Origin of the sequence: Erythrobacter dokdonensis DSW-74, assembly GCF_001677335.1 — a bacterium.
In the GTDB taxonomy this organism is placed as follows: Bacteria; Pseudomonadota; Alphaproteobacteria; order Sphingomonadales; family Sphingomonadaceae; genus Erythrobacter; species Erythrobacter dokdonensis.
In genome coordinates this window covers 34,815-52,226 of record NZ_LZYB01000004.1, presented here as the reverse complement: position 1 = coordinate 52,226, position 17,412 = coordinate 34,815, and the positions used below count along the sequence as shown (strand labels likewise).

The 17,412-nt window shown below is 64.9% G+C and carries 14 protein-coding genes; all 14 read left to right on the top strand.

The features are described from left to right. Nucleotides 1-6: 6 nt before the first annotated feature. A complete protein-coding gene (gene pepN / locus I603_RS08985; RefSeq protein WP_068864271.1) occupies nucleotides 7-2,679 on the top strand; it encodes an aminopeptidase N in 2,673 nt (890 codons plus the stop codon). Nucleotides 2,680-2,683: 4 nt separating this feature from the next. Then, nucleotides 2,684-3,433, top strand: coding sequence for a peptidoglycan editing factor PgeF (gene pgeF / locus I603_RS08980; RefSeq protein ID WP_068864269.1), 750 nt, complete (start codon nucleotides 2,684-2,686; stop codon nucleotides 3,431-3,433). Nucleotides 3,434-3,661: 228 nt separating this feature from the next. Beyond that, a complete protein-coding gene (gene petA, locus I603_RS08975; protein WP_068864267.1) occupies nucleotides 3,662-4,225 on the top strand; it encodes a ubiquinol-cytochrome c reductase iron-sulfur subunit in 564 nt (187 codons plus the stop codon). Nucleotides 4,226-4,292: 67 nt separating this feature from the next. Beyond that, nucleotides 4,293-5,654, top strand: a complete 1,362-nt coding sequence (locus tag I603_RS08970) for a cytochrome b (RefSeq protein ID WP_068864265.1) — start codon at nucleotides 4,293-4,295, stop codon at nucleotides 5,652-5,654. Between the two features lie 55 nt (nucleotides 5,655-5,709). Further along, entirely contained in the window at nucleotides 5,710-6,567 is an 858-nt protein-coding gene (locus I603_RS08965) for a cytochrome c1 (RefSeq protein WP_068864262.1), read from the top strand. Nucleotides 6,568-6,664: 97 nt separating this feature from the next. Continuing rightward, nucleotides 6,665-7,216 carry an adenine phosphoribosyltransferase gene (locus I603_RS08960; RefSeq protein ID WP_068864260.1) on the top strand — a complete coding sequence of 184 codons (552 nt, stop codon included), beginning with the start codon at nucleotides 6,665-6,667 and terminating at the stop codon, nucleotides 7,214-7,216. 158 nt (nucleotides 7,217-7,374) lie between these two features. Beyond that, the gene (locus I603_RS08955) at nucleotides 7,375-10,224 is read left to right on the top strand and encodes a monovalent cation/H+ antiporter subunit A (protein ID WP_068864258.1); all 2,850 of its coding nucleotides are present in this window, start codon (nucleotides 7,375-7,377) and stop codon (nucleotides 10,222-10,224) included. Further along, on the top strand, nucleotides 10,221-10,592 hold the full coding sequence (locus tag I603_RS08950; RefSeq protein WP_068864256.1) for a Na+/H+ antiporter subunit C: 372 nt from the start codon (nucleotides 10,221-10,223) through the stop codon (nucleotides 10,590-10,592). Before I603_RS08955 ends, I603_RS08950 begins: the two co-directional genes overlap by 4 nt. Beyond that, nucleotides 10,589-12,112, top strand: coding sequence for a monovalent cation/H+ antiporter subunit D (locus I603_RS08945; RefSeq protein ID WP_068864255.1), 1,524 nt, complete (start codon nucleotides 10,589-10,591; stop codon nucleotides 12,110-12,112). The genes I603_RS08950 and I603_RS08945 overlap by 4 nt, the downstream gene beginning before the upstream one ends. Next, on the top strand, nucleotides 12,109-12,594 hold the full coding sequence (locus tag I603_RS08940) for a Na+/H+ antiporter subunit E (RefSeq protein ID WP_068864253.1): 486 nt from the start codon (nucleotides 12,109-12,111) through the stop codon (nucleotides 12,592-12,594). Before I603_RS08945 ends, I603_RS08940 begins: the two co-directional genes overlap by 4 nt. Beyond that, nucleotides 12,591-12,872 carry a K+/H+ antiporter subunit F gene (locus I603_RS08935; RefSeq protein ID WP_068864252.1) on the top strand — a complete coding sequence of 94 codons (282 nt, stop codon included), beginning with the start codon at nucleotides 12,591-12,593 and terminating at the stop codon, nucleotides 12,870-12,872. Before I603_RS08940 ends, I603_RS08935 begins: the two co-directional genes overlap by 4 nt. Next, a complete protein-coding gene (locus I603_RS08930) occupies nucleotides 12,869-13,282 on the top strand; it encodes a Na+/H+ antiporter subunit G (RefSeq protein ID WP_068864249.1) in 414 nt (137 codons plus the stop codon). Before I603_RS08935 ends, I603_RS08930 begins: the two co-directional genes overlap by 4 nt. Before the next feature lie 85 nt (nucleotides 13,283-13,367). Beyond that, nucleotides 13,368-15,446: an alpha/beta hydrolase family protein gene (locus I603_RS08925; RefSeq protein ID WP_068864248.1), complete on the top strand. Its 2,079-nt coding sequence runs from the start codon at nucleotides 13,368-13,370 to the stop codon at nucleotides 15,444-15,446. Nucleotides 15,447-15,561: 115 nt separating this feature from the next. After that, entirely contained in the window at nucleotides 15,562-17,094 is a 1,533-nt protein-coding gene (locus I603_RS08920; RefSeq protein WP_068864246.1) for a spinster family MFS transporter, read from the top strand. The last annotated feature ends 318 nt before the right edge of the window (nucleotides 17,095-17,412 follow it).

The following is a 17,412-nucleotide window of genomic DNA, read 5'->3' as shown; positions in this document are numbered from 1 at the left end:
GGCGGCATGGATATCGCAACCACCCCGACGAACCCCGAAGGCAACCCCGAACTGGCCGATGCGGCGCGCACGCCGCACGAGCCGCCGGTCATCCTGCGCGAGGATTATCGCCCGTTTGGCTGGCTGGTGCCGGAAGTGAAGCTCGATTTCGATCTCGGCCTTACCCAGACCCGCGTGCGCACCGAACTGACCGTGCAGCGCAATGCCCGCGCGGATCACGCCGAAACGATCCGCCTCAACGGCGACGGCCTCAAGCCGGTTTCGGTGAGCGTCGATGGTGCGCCCGCCGACTGGCGCATGGACGCAGGCGACCTGATCGTGCCGCTGCGCGAGGATGCGCACCTCATCGTCATCGAGACCGAAATCGCTCCTTCGGCCAATACCCAGTTGATGGGCCTCTATGCCTCGGGCGGGATGCTCTGCACCCAGTGCGAGGCCGAGGGTTTCCGCCGGATCACCTTCTTCCCCGACCGGCCCGATGTGCTGTCGGTCTACACCGTGCGGATGGCGGGGCCCAAGGCAGTTTTTCCGGTCCTGCTGTGCAACGGCAACAAGGTCGCCGAGGGCGATAAGGGCGATGGCACCCATTGGGCCGAATGGCACGATCCCTGGCCCAAGCCGTCCTATCTCTTTGCGCTGGTGGCGGGCGATCTGGTGGCGAACAGCAAGCCCTTTACCACCTGCTCTGGCCGCGAGGTCGAATGCAACATCTGGGTGCGCAAGGAAGACCTCGCGCGGACCGATCACGCGCTTGCGTCGCTGCATTGTTCGATGAAGTGGGACGAAGACGTGTTCGGCCGCGAATACGACCTCGATCTCTACAACATCGTTGCGGTCAGCGATTTCAACATGGGGGCGATGGAGAACAAGGGGCTCAACGTCTTCAATACCAAATATGTCCTGGCCGACGCCGATACCGCAACCGACGCCGATTTCGACGCGGTCGAGGGCGTGATCGCCCACGAATATTTCCACAACTGGTCGGGTAACCGCGTGACCTGCCGCGACTGGTTCCAGCTTTCGCTGAAAGAGGGCTTCACCGTGCTGCGCGACCAGCTCTTCAGCCAGGACATGCGGGGCGAGGCGGTCAAGCGGATCGAGGACGTGCGCATTCTGCGCGCCGCGCAGTTCCCCGAGGACGCGGGGCCGCTCGCGCATCCGATCCGGCCCGACAGCTACCGGGAAATCTCGAACTTCTACACCGCGACCGTCTATAACAAGGGCGCCGAGGTGATCCGCATGATGCGCTCGATGACGGGCGTTGAGCGGTTCCGGCAGGGCACAGACCTCTATTTCGAGCGCCACGACGGCGAGGCCGCGACCTGCGAGGATTTCGTCAAGGCGATCGAGGACGGGGCGGGGATTGACCTCGCCCAGTTCCGCCTGTGGTATCGTCAGGCGGGTACCCCGCGCGTCGCCGTCGCGCAGGCGGTCGAGGGTGAGACGCTTCGCCTGACGTTGCGCCAGACCGTTCCTCCCACGGCCGGCCAGCCCGACAAGCAGCCCATGCCGATCCCGCTCCGCGTCGCGGTGCATTCGCGGTCCGGCGCGCTGGGTGCGGAGCAGCTGGTGGTTCTGGACGAGGAGAGGCAGAGTTTTTCTCTCCCGCTCGCAGGCCCCGATCCGGTGGTTTCTATCAACCGCGGCTTTACCGCGCCTGTGCTGATCGAACGCGATCTGGCGCGCGATGACCTCGTCTTTCTCGCCGCGCATGACGATGATCCCTTCGCGCGTTCGGAAGCCTTGCAGGAACTGGCCGTCGGCCACCTCGTCGGCGCGGCGAGCGGCACGCTATCGGATGAGGAGCAGGCGGCGGGCGAGACAGCGATCATCGGCGCTTTCGCTTCGAGCCTTGCCGACAACGCGCTTGACGACGCGATGCGCGGCGAATTGCTGGTGCTGCCGTCCGAAACCTATCTGTTCGAGGCGATGGCAGGTTCGGGGGGCACCGGCGAGCGCAAGGCCGATCCGGGTGCGATCCACACCGTGCGCGAGGGGCTGAAGGCGGCAATCGGAACGGCGCTCGCGGCGGAACTCGCAGCCCTTCACGCGCGCGCTTCGGCGGTGGCGCTCGACGATCCGGCGGGGCGCGGGGCGCGCAAGGTCAAGACCATCGCGCTGGGGCTCATCGCGGCGGCCGATCCGGCGCGCGCAGGCGATCTGGCGGCGCAGCAGTATGACGCCGCCGACAACATGACCGACCGGCAGGGCGCTCTGATGGTGCTGTGCGGGCTGGATCATCCGGCGAGGGCGGACAAGCTGGCGGCCTTCTATGATCGCTACAAGGACAATGCGCTGGTGGTGGACAAGTGGTTCACCCTGCAGGCGCTCTCGCTGCATCCAGATGTGATAGAGCATACCCGCGCGCTGGCCGATCACCCCGATTTCACGATGAAGAATCCCAACCGTGTGCGCTCCTTGTACATGGCCTTTGCGGGCAATCCCAAGGGGTTCCATTCTGCCGATGGCGAAGGCTACCGCATGATCGCCGACGTGATCCTCGCGCTTGATCCGATCAATCCGCAGACCGCGGCCCGCTTCGTGCCCTCGCTCGGGCGCTGGCGGCGGATCGAGCCCGAGCGGGCGGCGCTGATGAAGGGCGAGCTGGAACGCATCATGGCCGCAGGCAAGCTGTCGCGCGACACTTTCGAGCAGGTCAGCCGATCGCTGGAAGGCTGATCAGGTGGAGTTCCAGATCGAACGTCACGCATTGCTCGAAGGCGTTCCGCACGGATTTTTCGGCAGCGCTGGGGGCAAGCACCAGTTCGGCTTCGGCGGACCGGGCGATCCCGCTGCGGCGCGCGCGCTGAGAGAGGCAGCCGCCGACGCGATATTGCCCGGCGGTCGCCTTGCCGCGCCGCATCAGGTGCATTCGCCCGATGTCGCGGTGGTTGCGCAAGTCTGGGATGATGCCGCCGAAGGCCGCCCGGTGGCCGATGCGGTGGTAACGGCCACGCCCGGCATTGTGCTCGGGATCGTGACTGCCGATTGCGGTCCCATCCTGTTTGCCGACCGCGAGGCCGGTGTTGTCGGGGCCGCCCATGCCGGCTGGCGGGGTGCGGTCGAGGGCGTGCTCGAGAACACGGTGGCCGCGATGGAAGGGCTGGGCGCACGGCGGGAGAATATTGTCGCCGTGCTGGGGCCGACGATCGCCCAGCCGAGCTATGAGGTTGACGCACCCTTCCGTGCCCGTTTTACCGCTGAGGATGAATGCTTTTTCGCCGATGCCGGGATGCGCGAAGGAGCGCGCCGGTGGCATTTTGATCTGCCCGGCTACATCATCGCGCGGCTGGCCGGGGCAGGCCTCAGCAAAATTGCCGATCTTGGCCGGGATACTTTCTCACATGTCGCGCGTTACCATTCGCATCGCAGGTCCACGCAGGCGCGTGCGGCGGAATACGGGCGGCAGATCAGCATGATCGCGCTTCCCTGAGCCCGCTTTGCGCGCAGGCGAACAGGCCTTGCTTAAAACACGGTTGGATTCTCGCTGGATTGCCGTTAATTGCCCCCGCGAGTTTCGGGCAGAATGCGCCAAAGGTGCAATCTTGCCCGGAGCGGGGATCAATCGACGGACTGTCATGGGGCTTTTCGCCCCGCAACTGTAACACCACGCCGCGCGGGCCGTTTTTCCGGCGCGGCAACACGAGCAGGGTAAGACGAAATGGCTTCTGACACGGCCGTACTGAACGAAACGGGCACCGAAGAAGGCGTCCGCCGCCGCGACTGGATTCACATTGCCGCGCTCAGCACCGCCGGTGTCGGCGGCGCTGCGGTCCTGATCCCGCTGGTGAGCCAGATGGCGCCTTCGGCGGACGTGCTCGCCGCGAGCACCACCGAGGTCGATGTCAGCGCGATCCAGCCTGGCCAGGCGATCAAGGCGGTGTTCCGCAAGCAGCCGCTGTTCGTGAAGCGCCTGACCGCAGAAGAAATCGCGGCGGCCAAGAAGGATGATGGCGCCAGCATGCGCGATCCCCAGACCCTGGCCGATCGTACCAAGGAAGGCCACGAGGATGTTCTGGTCACCATGGGCGTCTGCACCCACCTCGGCTGCGTGCCGTTGGGCGCTGCAGAAGGCGAAAACAAGGGCGAGTTCGGCGGCTATTTCTGCCCCTGCCACGGTTCGCACTACGATGTCGCCGGCCGCATCCGCAAAGGCCCTGCACCGCTCAACCTGCAGGTGCCGGAATACAGCTTCACTTCCGATACGGTCATCCGCGTCGGCTGAGCCTTCGTAACTGTATCACAACGATAATCGCCCGATTTTGTAAAACGATCAAAGCCGAGAGAACGCCATGAGTTTCGCCTGGGCCAAGCAATACGAACCGAAGACCGCTCTGACCAAGTGGCTTGACGAGAAGCTGCCGCTGCCGCGGCTCGTCTACAACGCGGTCGGGGCCGGTTATCCGGTGCCGCGCAACCTCAATTACATGTGGAACTTCGGCGTCCTCGCCGGCTTCTGCCTGATGATCCAGATCGTCACCGGCGTCGTGCTCGCGATGCATTATGCCGCCAACCAGGCGGTCGCCTTCGGCACGGTCGAGCACATCATGCGCAACGTCAACTGGGGCTGGGCGCTGCGTTACGCCCACGCCAACGGCGCGAGCTTCTTCTTCATCGTCGTCTACCTGCACATCTTCCGCGGATTGTTCTATTCGTCCTACAAGGCCCCGCGCGAGATGATCTGGCTGCTGGGCGTCGTGATCTTCCTGCTGATGATGGCGACCGCCTTCATGGGCTACGTGCTGCCCTGGGGCCAGATGAGCTTCTGGGGTGCGCAGGTGATCACCGGCCTGTTCAGCGCGATCCCGCTGGTGGGCGAACCGCTTCAGGTCTGGCTGCTGGGCGGCTTTGCGCCGGACAATGCCGCTCTGAACCGCTTCTTCAGCCTGCACTTCCTGCTGCCCTTCGTGATCGCGGGCGTCGTGATCCTGCACATCTGGGCGCTGCACATCCCGGGCTCGTCGAATCCGACCGGCGTGGAAGTGAAGAGCGAGAGCGACACCGTGCCGTTCCACCCGTACTACACGGCGAAGGACGGCTTCGGCCTCGGCGTCTTCCTGATCGCCTTCGCCGCGATGGTGTTCTTCCTTCCCAATGCGCTGGGTCACCCGGACAACTATATCGAGGCGAACCCGCTCTCGACCCCGGCGCACATCGTTCCCGAATGGTATTTCTGGCCGTTCTACGCGATCCTGCGCGCCTTCACCGGGGATCTCACCATCCCCTTCACCGGCATCGTTCTGATCCCGGCGAAGCTCTTGGGCGTGATCGCGATGTTCGGTTCGATCCTGCTGTGGTTCATTCTGCCCTGGCTCGACAAGAGCCCGGTACGCTCGGGCCACTACCGTCCGCTGTTCAACAAGTTCTTCTGGTTCGGCTTCATGCCGACGATGGTAGTGCTGTTCATCGCGGGCGGCGCTCCCGCGGAGGAACCCTATGTTCTGCTCAGCCAGGTGGCGACGGCCTACTACTTCCTGCACTTCCTGGTGATCCTGCCGATCGTCAGCCAGATCGAAGTTCCCAAGCCGCTGCCCTTCTCGATCACCGAGGCGGTGCTCGGCAAGGACAAGGCCGCCGAAGCGTCCCGCACCGGGACCGTCGACGGCGGCGATGCAGGCACCCTGCCCGATGGTTCACTGCAACCGGCCGAGTGATCGGCCGGCCGCAGTTCGCAAGCAATCTGACCCGATAACGAGAAAGAGTTCGGTCATGACTATTCGTCTCGGAGGCATCATTGTCGGCCTCGCCATCACCGCGGTGCTGGTGCTGTGGTCGCTGGTTCCCGGCTTCATCAACTTCGCTTTCGGCCCGCCGCCCGAAAAGCAGGCCTCCTATGCCTTCTACGAGCATGGCGAGGGGCCGGAAGGCGGCTTTTCCTTCGATGGCCCGATGGGGAAGTGGGACGTAGCCCAGCTCCAGCGCGGATATCAGGTCTACAAGGAAGTCTGCGCGGCTTGCCACAGCCTGAAGTTCGTGGCCTTCCGCAATCTTCAGCAGCTTGGCTACACCGAAGCCGAAGTCGACGCAGAGGCGGCCAGCTGGACCGTTCCCGGCCTCGATCCGAACACCGGCGAGCCAACCACGCGTCCGGGCGAGCCGACCGATTATTTCCCCTCGCCCTATCCCAACGCGATTGCCGCCGCGGCTGCGAACAACAACGCGATCCCGCCCGATCTCTCGCTGATGACCAAGGCGCGGCATGACGGGTCGAACTACGTCTACGATCTGCTTGTCGGCTATGGCGAGGCCGATCCCGAAAAGGCAGCGAAGCTGGGTTTCGAAACCCCGCCGGGTCTCTATTTCAACAAGCACTTTCCCAACGTGAACATTGCCATGCCGCAGCCGCTCGTGCTCGACGGGCAGGTGTCCTATGCCGATGGCACCGAAGCGACCATCCCGCAGATGGCAAAGGATGTTGCCGCCTTCCTGACCTGGACCGCCGAACCTTCGCTCGTACAGCGCAAGCAGACCGGCTGGTTCGTTCTGGGTTTCCTTCTGTTCGCTACGGCGCTGGCCTTCCTGTCCTACAAGCAGATCTGGGCCGGCATGAAGCCCAAGAAGAAGTAGGCCTTCGCCGCTGGACGGCGTGATGCAGGCACCCCGTCATCCCTTGCGGATGGCGGGGCGCTTGTGCATTGGAAGCACGAAAGGGGCCACTTCCAACATGACCGCATCGCACCTCTCCCGCGAAGATCTGAAAGCACTGATTCGCACCGTGCCGGACTTCCCCAAGCCGGGAATCCAGTTCCGCGACATCACCACGCTGATCGGCCACCATCAGGGCATGGCCGCGAGCGTTCATCACCTTGCCGAGCTTGCCGGCGCTGCCGGAGCCGAAAAGATCGCCGGGATGGAGGCGCGCGGCTTCATCTTCGGCGCGGCGGTGGCGGTGCAGCTAGGGATCGGCTTCGTGCCGGTGCGCAAGCCCGGCAAGCTGCCGATCGATACCATCGGCATCGACTATGCTCTCGAATATGGGACCGACCGGCTTGAAATGGACCCGGGCGCGATCATGCCGGGACAGCGCGTGGTGATGGTCGACGATCTGATCGCGACCGGCGGGACGGCACTCGCCTCTGCGGAGCTTCTGCGCCAGGCCGGTGCAGTGCTCGAAAACGCATTGTTCGTGATTGACTTGCCCGATCTTGGCGGCGCGGCGCGTCTGCGCGAGGCCGGCATCGAGGTGAACACGCTGATGGAGTTCGAGGGCGACTGAACTGCCCGCATCTCGTCTCGTCACGGGAACGCCGCGACCTGCCCGTGCGTTTGGTGCAAGTGCTTGTCCTCAGGCGAAGCCCTCGTCTATGGCAGGCGCGCGCGCAAGGGGCGCAGTCGCAACGTCAATTCTGCCACAAAGGGTCGCCGGAACCGCCAATGGTTCATGCCTTGACGCTATATCTGCTGGTGGCGCTTCCGTTCGTTGCCGCGTTGCTGATCGCGCTGACGGCCGGCGGTTCGCGCGCGCTCCATTCGGGGCTCGCCGGTGCGGCAAGCGCGGGCGGGCTGGTGCTGCTGGCAGGACTGGCCGGCCCGGTAATCGGCGGCGACATACCCTCCACCAGCGTCAGCTGGGTGCCGCAGCTGGGCCTCGATCTCACGCTGATGGTCGATCCGCTGGGCCTGATGTTCGCCGGCCTGATCCTCGGGATTGGTCTGCTGGTGGTGATCTTCGCCCATTTCTACCTCTACAAGGGCGAGGCGACGGGCCGGTTCTTTGCCAGCCTCATGCTCTTCCAGGGCGCCATGCTGGGCATCGTGGTGGCCGGCAACGTGCTGCTGCTGCTGGTGTTCTGGGAACTGACGAGCCTTTCCTCCTTCCTGCTGATCGGCTTCTGGCAGCACAAGGCCGAAGGGCGGCAGGGCGCGCGCATGGCGCTGGCGGTGACGGGCGGCGGTGGCCTCGCGCTGATCGGCGGGATGGTGCTGCTGGGCGTTGTGGCGGGATCGTTTGACCTTGCGACCATCCTCGAACGCGGCGCGCAGGTGCAGGCATCGCCGCTCTATCCGGCGATCCTTGGCCTGATCCTTCTGGGCTGTTTCACCAAGTCCGCGCAGTTCCCGTTCCATTTCTGGCTTCCCCACGCCATGGCCGCACCGACGCCGGTGAGCGCCTATCTCCACTCCGCGACGATGGTGAAGGCCGGCGTGTTCCTGCTTGCCCGTCTGTGGCCGGTGCTGGCCGGGACCGAACTTTACACTACCATCGTGACCAGTGTCGGGCTTGTGACTATGGTCTTTGCCGCAGTGGTGGCGCTGTTCCGGCACGATCTGAAAAGCATCCTCGCCTATTCGACGATCAGCCAGCTTGGCCTCCTGGTGATGCTGCTGGGCTTCTCGCTCGAAACGGCTGTGCTTGCCGCGGTGCTGCACATTCTCAACCATGCAGCGTTCAAGGCGGCGTTGTTCATGGCTGCAGGCATTGTCGATCACGAGACCGGCACGCGCGATATCCGGCGGCTGGGCGGGCTCGCCAAGGCGATGCCGGTAACCGCCGCCGTCGCCACGCTCGCGGCAGCCTCGATGGCGGGGCTGCCGCCGCTGGGCGGGTTCATTTCCAAGGAGCTGATGCTCTACGAGACCCCCAAGCTAGCGCTGTTCGGGCTGCCATGGCTGCTGCCGGTGCTGGCGACCATCGGCGCGACGTTCTCGGTCGGCTATTCGCTGCGGCTGGCATGGCACTTGTTTTTCGGACGTCCGCGCGATCCCGAACCCTTCGCGCGCGCCCATGATCCAGCCCCCGGTATGTGGGCGCCCTCTGCTTTTTTGACCGCGCTTGCCGTGCTGCTCGGTCTGGTCCCGATGCTGCTCGCCGCGCCGCTGGTCGGTGCGGCGACGGGTGCGGTGACCGGCGGGGCTGTGCCGGAATTCGATCTTGCCCTGTGGCACGGGGTCAATCTTGCACTGATCCTGAGCATGATCGCCGTCGCGGGCGGTGCGCTGATGCTGTGGCGGCACGCGGCGCTGCTGCGGGCGTGGGAGAGCATCGCCCATCTCGATGCCAAGCGGATGTTCGAAGCGGTGCTGGCCTGGGCCGACACATGGCTGCGCAAGTTCATCGTCGCCACCCATACTCCCTCGCTCCAGAGGATGCTGTTGGCGACATTCGGCGTGATTGTTGCGCTGATCATTGACGGCGCGCTGGTGGGCGGCGGCACATTTACCGGTGCGCGGCCCGGGATCACTGCCTCGGCCCCGGCGATAATGGCCTGGGCGTTGCTTATCGCCGCAACGGCGGCGGTGGTGAATGATGCGCGTCAGCGGTTCCGCGTGCTGATCTATATCAGCGTGATCGGCCTCGTCGTCAGTCTGGCCTTCGTGCGCTTCTCCGCGCCGGATCTCGCGCTGACACAGATCTCGGTCGAGGTCGTGACGATCCTGCTGCTGCTGCTTGCGCTCAATCTCCTGCCCAAGGCTCCACCAATACTGTCTTCGACCCCGCGCAAGTGGCGTGACGGGGCATTGGCGGTGACCGGCGGCGCACTGGTGGGAGCGCTGGCCTGGGCGATGCTCACGCGCGATGCGGAGAGCAGCATTTCAGCCTTCCATCTGGCGAACTCCAAGCCGGGCGGGGGCGGCACCAATGTCGTCAATGTCATACTCGTCGATTTCCGCGCCTTCGATACGCTGGGCGAGATCATCGTGCTGGGAATAGCGGGCCTCGCGATTTTCGCTCTGCTCGATACCGCCGCGCGCGGTAGCGCCGGAGCGCGCTTGGCGAAATGGGAGGAGGACATGCCTCATTCGCCCGAGCGCCACCCGATGATGTTTGTCATGGCCAGCCGCATCGCGCTGCCCCTGACACTGACTGTCGGCATCTACCTGTTCCTGCGCGGCCACAACCAGCCCGGCGGCGGCTTCATCGCCGCGCTCGTGATCGCTATCGCCTTCCTGCTGCAATATCTCGCTGCGGGCTATGACTGGACTGACCGGCGCCGCCGCTTTGGCGAGCACCAGATGATCGCCTGGGGTGTGCTGGTAGCGATGGCGACAGGCCTTGGTTCGTGGCTCTTCGGCGCACCGTTCCTGACATCGACCTTCGAATATTTCTCCCTGCCACTGATCGGCAAGTTCGAGCTGGCGAGCGCGATGCTGTTCGATACAGGCGTGTTCCTGACCGTATTCGGAGCGGTGATGCTGGCGCTCGCGCAATTGAGCCACATCGCCCAGCGCGCCGCGCGCGCCTACGCGGCAAAGCGCGCCGCCGAAGCGGGAGAGGCGCCATGACCTACGAATTCCTCGTGGCGAGCAGCATCGGCGTGCTGGTGGCGGGCGGGATCTACCTGTCGATGCGGGCGCGCACCTTCCAGGTCGTGCTCGGGCTCACGCTGTTTTCCTATGCGGTCAACCTGTTCCTGTTCGCTAGCGGAAGGCTGGCGCTCAACCGTCCCCCGATCTGGGACAAGGCGGTTACCGAATATACCGACCCGTTGCCGCAAGCGCTGGTGCTGACTGCGATCGTCATCACCTTCGGCATGACCGCCTTCGTGGTGATCCTTGCCCTGCGCAGCTTTCTCGAGACCGGCAGCGACCATGTCGACGGCGACAATGTCCCGTGCGACGGGGACGACGGCGAAGCGGGACGGGGCGAATGACCTTGACCGACCATCTCCCGATACTGCCGATCGTGATCCCCGCGCTTGCTGCTCCGGTCACGCTGATGCTGATGCGACGCCATCCCGCGTGGGGCATAAGCGCGGCCTTTGCCTCTTGCCTGGCGATGCTGGTCGCGGCGCTGGCGCTGCTCGGTTTTGCGGGTGACGGGATCGTGCATGTCTACGAGGTGGGCGAATGGCCCGCCCCTTTCGGTATCGTGCTGGTGGCCGACCGGCTCTCCGCGATCATGCTGACGCTGGCAGCCACGCTTGCGCTGATCGCCCTGCTGCACGCCGTCGTTACCGGCGCGGACCGCAAGGGCTGGCATTTCCATCCGCTGTTCCAGTTCCAGCTCATGGGTTTGAACGGCGCCTTCCTGACCGGCGACCTGTTCAACCTTTTCGTGTTCTTCGAGGTGTTGCTGATCGCTTCCTACGGGCTGCTGCTGCACGGCCAGGGACCCGCGCGGTTGAAGGCGGGGGTCCAATATGTGGTGGTCAATCTTGTCGGGTCCTCGCTGTTCCTGATCGCGCTGGGGCTCCTCTATTCCCTCACCGGCACACTCAACATGGCCGACATGGGGGTTAGGGTGGCGGGTATCGCGGCGGAGGACCAGGGCCTGCTCAGGATCGCGGCGCTGCTGCTGGCGGGCGTCTTCGCGATCAAGGCGGCGATCGTCCCGCTCCACCTGTGGCTGCCGCGCACCTACGATGTGGCGACGCCCGCCGTGGCGGCGCTTTTCGCGATCATGACCAAGGTCGGCGTCTATTCGCTGATCCGCGTGGTGCCGCAGGTCTTTGGCGAAGGCGCGGGGGCCGCTGCCTGGGCTCCCGCACCCTTCCTCATGCCGGCCGCGATGGTCACGGCGGCGGTCGGTTTCGTGGGCGTGTTCGTGGCCCGCAGCTTTTCCGAACAGGCGGCCTATGCGGTGATCGGGTCGACCGGGACGCTGCTGATTGCCGTTGCGGGCTGGCAGGAGGCGACGCTGGGTGCGGCGCTGTATTATCTCGTCCATTCGACCCTCGCCGGGGCCGCGCTGTTTCTGGTGAGCGATGTGATCGCGCGGCGCCGTGGCGGCTCGACCGACAACACCAGTTCCGGCCCCGATTTTGCCGACCGCCAGCTGGTCGGCCTGCTGTTCATGGCCGCCGCCATCGCGGCGAGCGGCCTGCCTCCGCTGTCGGGCTTCATCGGCAAGCTGCTGATCCTGAAGTCGGTGTCGGCCCTTCCCGACTGGGGCTGGGCCTTCGGCGTGATCCTTGTCACCACTCTGATCGGAGTGATCGGCTTTGCCCGCGCGGGCAGCGCGGTGTTCTGGAGGGCTGCGCCGCAAACCGGCGAAAGCCCGGTGCCGCCCGCTCCGCGCGCTGATATGGCCGCGGCCGCCATCGCGCTGGCACTGCTTGCGACGCTTTCGGCTGGCGCGGGCGTGGCAAGCGCCTATGCCGGAGCCGCCGCGGGACAGGTGCTCGACCGTGCCGCCGCCGCACGCGCGGTGCTGGGGGAGGCTGCGCCATGAGCCGCCTGATCCCGCATCCGGGCCTTTCCGCGCTGCTGGTGTTCGTGTGGATGGTGATGGTCAATGACCTGACCTTCGGCACGCTGTTCCTCGGCCTTGTCGTCGGCCTGACCGTGCCGCTGTTCACCGATGCCTACTGGCCGCAGCGCCCGCGTCTCAATTTCCTTGCGGGCCTCGCCTATATCGGCATCGTGCTGTGGGACATTGTGGTGGCCAATTTCGAGGTCGCCGCGATCATTCTGTTCAAGCCCAACCATAAACTCCAGCCGGCTTGGCTGGTGATCCCGCTTGAACTCGACACGCCCGAGGCGATCACGGTGTTTGCCGGGACGATCAGCCTGACGCCCGGAACGGTTTCGGCCGATGTCTCGGCCTGCGGCACCTATCTGCTGGTCCACGCCTTGCACGCACCCGATCCGGCGGCGGAGATTGCCCGCACCAAGGCGCGCTACGAGACACGGCTCAAGGAGATCTTCGCATGATCGGGCCGGTTCTCGTTTACGCGCTCGGTTTCGGCTTCGCTGCGCTCGGCATCGCGTTGGCGATGAACCTGTGGCGGCTGTTCAAGGGGCCGGGGGTAGCCGACCGCATCCTCGCGCTCGATACCATGGTGATCAACGCGATCGGGATCATCGTGCTTGCGGGTATCGCCAATGGACAGGCGACCGCCTTCGAGGCGGCGATGCTGCTCGCGATGGTCGGATTCGTCGGCACGGTCGCCTATTGCAAATTCCTGCTCAGGGGGGACATCATCGAATGAGCGGCGGTGTTTCCCTGCCCGAGATCCTCGTCAGCGCGCTGATCGTGCTGGGCGGCAGCTTTGCCCTGATCGGTAGCTGGGGTCTGGTGCGCCTGCCCTCGCTCATGGAACGGCTGCATGGCCCGACCAAGGCGACAACGCTGGGCCTTGGCGGGATGCTGGTGGGTTCGGTGGCCTTCTTCCAGCTTGTGAAGGGCGAGTGGACCACGCATGAATTGCTGGTTTCGCTGTTCCTGTTCGTTACCGCGCCGATCGCTGCCAACATGATTGCCAAGGTGCATCTGCACCAGCTCAGGCTGGGCAAGCAGCCCGGCCCCGCCGGCCAGCCCGCCGCCCCGCGCGATGACAGCGAGTGGGCGACCTACGAATCCCCCAAGGCAGGTACACCGGGCTGCTTCGAGGACGAGTAGCGCGCTCCAGTTGATGGTTGACCGGCGACCCACCTCGCCGCAACATCGCTCTCCGTTCGATAGGCTTCATCAAGGAAATCCGTTCATGTCCAGGTTCTGGCTTGCGAGCGCGCTCGCTCCTGTCGCGGCAATCCTGCTTGCACCCGCGTCCTCCGCGCAGGCCGAGAGTGACGGCTCCGAGCGACACTTCAGCGCGCAGGATCTCTTTCACCTTTCCGTCGCCGCCGATCCGCAGATCAGCCCGGACGGCAGCCGCATCGCCTATGTCCGGCGCTCGAACGACATCATGGCAGACCGCGCCCGCTCGGCCATCTGGTTGATCGACACCCGGACGGGGGAGGAAGTGCCGCTTGCCGGCGGGCCCGATGCCAATGCCTTCGCGCCGCGCTGGTCGCCCGACGGCACGCGCCTTGCCTATGTCTCCACCGCCAGCGGCGGGGCGCAACTATGGGTGAAGTGGCTGAAGGGGGGCGAGGCCGTGCGGCTCACCGGCCTTCCCGAAAGCCCGGGCAGCATCACCTGGTCACCCGATGGCAGTATGATCGCCTATACCATGCTGGTACCGCGCGAGGGGCCGAAGCTCGGGTCCGCGCCATCCGGCAAGCCAGAAGGCGCGACCTGGGCCGAACCGCTCGAGATCTACGACCTCGTCACCTACCGCGCCGACGGAGCGGGATATCTCAAGCCCGGATTCGAGAAGATCTTCATTGTCCCGGCGACCGGCGGTGCGCCGCGCCAGCTGACTTTCGGCGATTATCACGACGGAGGGCCTCTGTCCTTTTCCAAGGATGGCCGCAGGCTCTATTTCAGCGCCAACCGCAAGCCCGACTGGCAGCTCGATCCGGTCGAAAGCGAAGTTCACGCGCTCGATATCGCCAGCGGCGCCATCACCGCACTGACTTCGCGCGATGGGCCCGATACCAGCCCGCAGGTTTCACCCGACGGCAAGCTGGTCGCCTTCCTCGGCTTCGACGATGCTGGCCGCGCCTACGAGAATGACGATCTCTATATCATGGCGCCGGACGGAAGCGGGGTGCGCAACCTTACGGAGAGCTGGGACTACAGCCCCGCCGGCGTCGTGTGGGATGCGGACGGCAAGGGCCTGTATGCACAATACGACATCAGTGGCGAGACACGGGTGGCACGTATCGGGCTCGACGGGACGATCCGCGATGTCTTAGAGGGCGTGACCGGCGGCGGGTTCGATCGGCCCTATACTGGCGGGAGCTTTTCTGTCGCGGCCAATGATGCGGTCGCCTTCACTGGGGGTGCGCCGACCTTTCCGGCCGACGTGCGGCTGGCGAGCGCAGGCAAGGTGAAGACCTTGACCGATCTCAACGCGTCACTGCGCGCGACCAAGACCATGGGCGAGGTGCGCAAGATCACCACGAAATCGAGCCATGATGGCCTCGCCATCGAAGGCTGGCTGACCCTGCCGCCGGGCTATCAGGCGGGGACAAGGGTGCCGCTGATCCTCGAGATCCACGGTGGCCCGTTCGCCGCCTATGGCCCGCATTTCGCAAGCGACAACCAGCTCTATGCGGCAGCGGGCTATGCCGTGCTGTCTGCCAATCCGCGCGGTTCGACCAGCTATGGCGAGGATTTCGCCAACCGTATCGACAAGGCCTATCCCGGCAACGATTATGACGACCTGATCAGCATCGTCGACGAGGCGATCGCACAAGGGATTGCCGATCCCGAAGCGTTGTTTGTCACCGGCGGATCGGGCGGCGGGGTGCTGACCAGCTGGATCGTCGGCAAGACCAACCGGTTCAAGGCGGCCGTCACCCAGAAGCCGGTGATCAACTGGACGACGCAGGTGCTGACCGCCGACAGCGCTGCGTACTTCGGGCGTTACTGGCTTGGAATGCAGCCCTGGGAGAACCCCGAATTCTACTGGCAGCAATCGCCGCTTTCGCTGGTCGGCCAGGTCGAGACCCCGACGCTGGTGGTGGTCGGCGCCGAGGATTACCGCACGCCGGTGAGTGAATCCGAGCAATATTACACCGCGCTCCGCTTGCGCGGTGTGCCGACTGCGTTGGTCAAGGTGCCCGGCGCGAGCCACGGCGGCATCGCCGCGCGCCCGTCGCAAAGCGCGGCCAAGGCGGCGGCGATCCTCGCCTGGTTCGAGAAGTACAAGGGCGGCTGGACACGCGGGCAATAGTTTCGTGGCCCGCAGGCTTGGCGGCGGGGGCTTTACCTTGTCCGCCAATGCTCCGAAGAAGGGACCGACACAAAAGACCCGCGCACGATGACGCGGGCTTCGGGAAAGGATCGAGATGGCGCAATCGCGCGTGGCCGGAGCGATGCCGGCTGGGGGCACCGCGGCCGAGGGCTTCGGCTCTGCGGGTTACCGCGCCTATGTGCTGGCTGCGCTCTTGGTGGTCTACATCTTCAATTTCATCGACCGCACCATCGTCAATATCCTGACCGAGCCGATCAAGCTGACCTTCGGGCTGGAGGACTGGCAAATGGGGCTGCTTGGCGGTCCGGCCTTCGCGGTGCTCTATACCTTCCTCGGCATTCCCATCGCGCGGCTGGCGGAGCGCCGTAACCGGGTAATCATTATCGCCGCCGCGGTCGCCATCTGGAGCCTGTTCACCGCGCTGTGCGGTTTCGCGGTGTCCTTTCTCACCCTGTTCCTGTTCCGCATCGGGGTCAGCATCGGCGAGGCGGGCTGCACGCCCCCGGCGCAGTCGCTGATCGCCGACTATTTTGTCCCCGCGCGACGTGCGACCGCTGTATCGATCTATGCGCTTGGCGTGCCTTTGGGCGGGATGCTGGCTTCGGTCTTCGGCGGGCAGCTGGCCGGACTGGACGGTGCGGCCTTCGGTGCATGGGTGAACGCAGCCGGGCTGGGCTGGATGTTCGGCCACCTCGACTGGGCGCAAGTCGAAGGCTGGCGCGTCGCCTTTGTCGTGGTCGGCCTTCCCGGGCTGCTGCTGTCGCTGCTGGTCTGGCGCACGGTCGCCGAGCCGCCGCGCGGCTATACCGATCCGGCCGCGCTGCAAGGGCTTGAACGCGCCAGCTTCGGCGAGGCGCTGGGCGTGCTGTTGAAGAAGCCGGCCTATCGCCAGGTGGTTATGGGGGCGACGGTGGCTTCTTTCGTCGGTTACGGCATCGGCCAGTTCACCACCTCCTTCTTGATGCGCACCCACAAGCTTTCGATCGGCGATGCATCGTTGCTGTTCGGGATCATTCTCGGAGTGATGGCGGCGCTCGGTGTGTTTTCGTCAGGCTGGCTCGCCGACCGTCTGTCGAAACGCTATCCCAAGGCCCTGTCATGGTTGCCCGCGCTGGGCATGGGAGCATCCGTGCCGCTCTACGCCTTCGGCTTTCTGGCGGACAGCCTGTGGCTGGCGATGCCGGCACTGATGATCGCGGCGATGATCCACTATTTCTACCTCGGGCCGATGTATGCGGTTTCGGGCGGCGTGGTCGACAGCCGGATGCGCGCAACGGCGGTGGCGATTACGCTGTTCGTGGTCAACCTGCTTGGCTACGGGCTCGGGCCGCTGGTGATCGGGATCCTCTCGACCGTGCTCAAGTCAGCGTTCCTCGGCGGCACCGACGCGGCGCTGACGCTGGAGGCGTGCAAGCCGCTGATCGCCCTTGCACCCGAGGGCAAGGCGGCACTGGCGGGCTTGGAGCTGGAGCGCCTCACGGCCTGTTCCAGCGCAGAGGCGCGAGGTCTGCAATGGTCGATCGTGATCTTTGCCTGCGGCTATGGCTGGGCGGCGCTGCATTATCTGCTGGCGGGCCGGACCCTGCAAACCGACATGATCGCGCTCGCACCGCGACCGGGTCAATAAGGCGGCGGGTCGTCCGGAACGTTTCGGGAAGGGAGGGCTGGAGCGGGTAGCGGGAAGCCAAAAGTTGGCTTAATGAATTGATATTGAAAGTCTATTTCTGAACATTAAATTTCTATGGCCCCCAACCGACACCCCAAATTTGCTGGATGCATGTGGAAAACTTGGGACAGTCCGGTTCGGATTCGAAGTTGGGAGTCGTCAATCAGATTCGGATAGCCAACCTCGATGGAGTTGTGACGTTTTTTCAGCGATATAGCGTCCAGTTTATCGGATCCGATTGGCAAATCGGATTTAATTGAGAAGCTTCCGCATCCATTT

What these genes read in the sequence shown, in the direction of transcription:
- I603_RS08930 (WP_068864249.1), top strand. Translation starts at nt 12,869, where the DNA reads ATGAGCGGCGGTGTTTCCCTGCCCGAGATCCTCGTCAGCGCGCTGATC.
- pepN (WP_068864271.1), top strand. Translation starts at nt 7, where the DNA reads ATGGATATCGCAACCACCCCGACGAACCCCGAAGGCAACCCCGAACTG.
- I603_RS08960 (WP_068864260.1), top strand. Translation starts at nt 6,665, where the DNA reads ATGACCGCATCGCACCTCTCCCGCGAAGATCTGAAAGCACTGATTCGC.
- I603_RS08920 (WP_068864246.1), top strand. Translation starts at nt 15,562, where the DNA reads ATGGCGCAATCGCGCGTGGCCGGAGCGATGCCGGCTGGGGGCACCGCG.
- I603_RS08935 (WP_068864252.1), top strand. Translation starts at nt 12,591, where the DNA reads ATGATCGGGCCGGTTCTCGTTTACGCGCTCGGTTTCGGCTTCGCTGCG.
- I603_RS08945 (WP_068864255.1), top strand. Translation starts at nt 10,589, where the DNA reads ATGACCTTGACCGACCATCTCCCGATACTGCCGATCGTGATCCCCGCG.
- I603_RS08950 (WP_068864256.1), top strand. Translation starts at nt 10,221, where the DNA reads ATGACCTACGAATTCCTCGTGGCGAGCAGCATCGGCGTGCTGGTGGCG.
- I603_RS08955 (WP_068864258.1), top strand. Translation starts at nt 7,375, where the DNA reads ATGGTTCATGCCTTGACGCTATATCTGCTGGTGGCGCTTCCGTTCGTT.
- petA (WP_068864267.1), top strand. Translation starts at nt 3,662, where the DNA reads ATGGCTTCTGACACGGCCGTACTGAACGAAACGGGCACCGAAGAAGGC.
- I603_RS08940 (WP_068864253.1), top strand. Translation starts at nt 12,109, where the DNA reads ATGAGCCGCCTGATCCCGCATCCGGGCCTTTCCGCGCTGCTGGTGTTC.
- I603_RS08970 (WP_068864265.1), top strand. Translation starts at nt 4,293, where the DNA reads ATGAGTTTCGCCTGGGCCAAGCAATACGAACCGAAGACCGCTCTGACC.
- I603_RS08925 (WP_068864248.1), top strand. Translation starts at nt 13,368, where the DNA reads ATGTCCAGGTTCTGGCTTGCGAGCGCGCTCGCTCCTGTCGCGGCAATC.
- I603_RS08965 (WP_068864262.1), top strand. Translation starts at nt 5,710, where the DNA reads ATGACTATTCGTCTCGGAGGCATCATTGTCGGCCTCGCCATCACCGCG.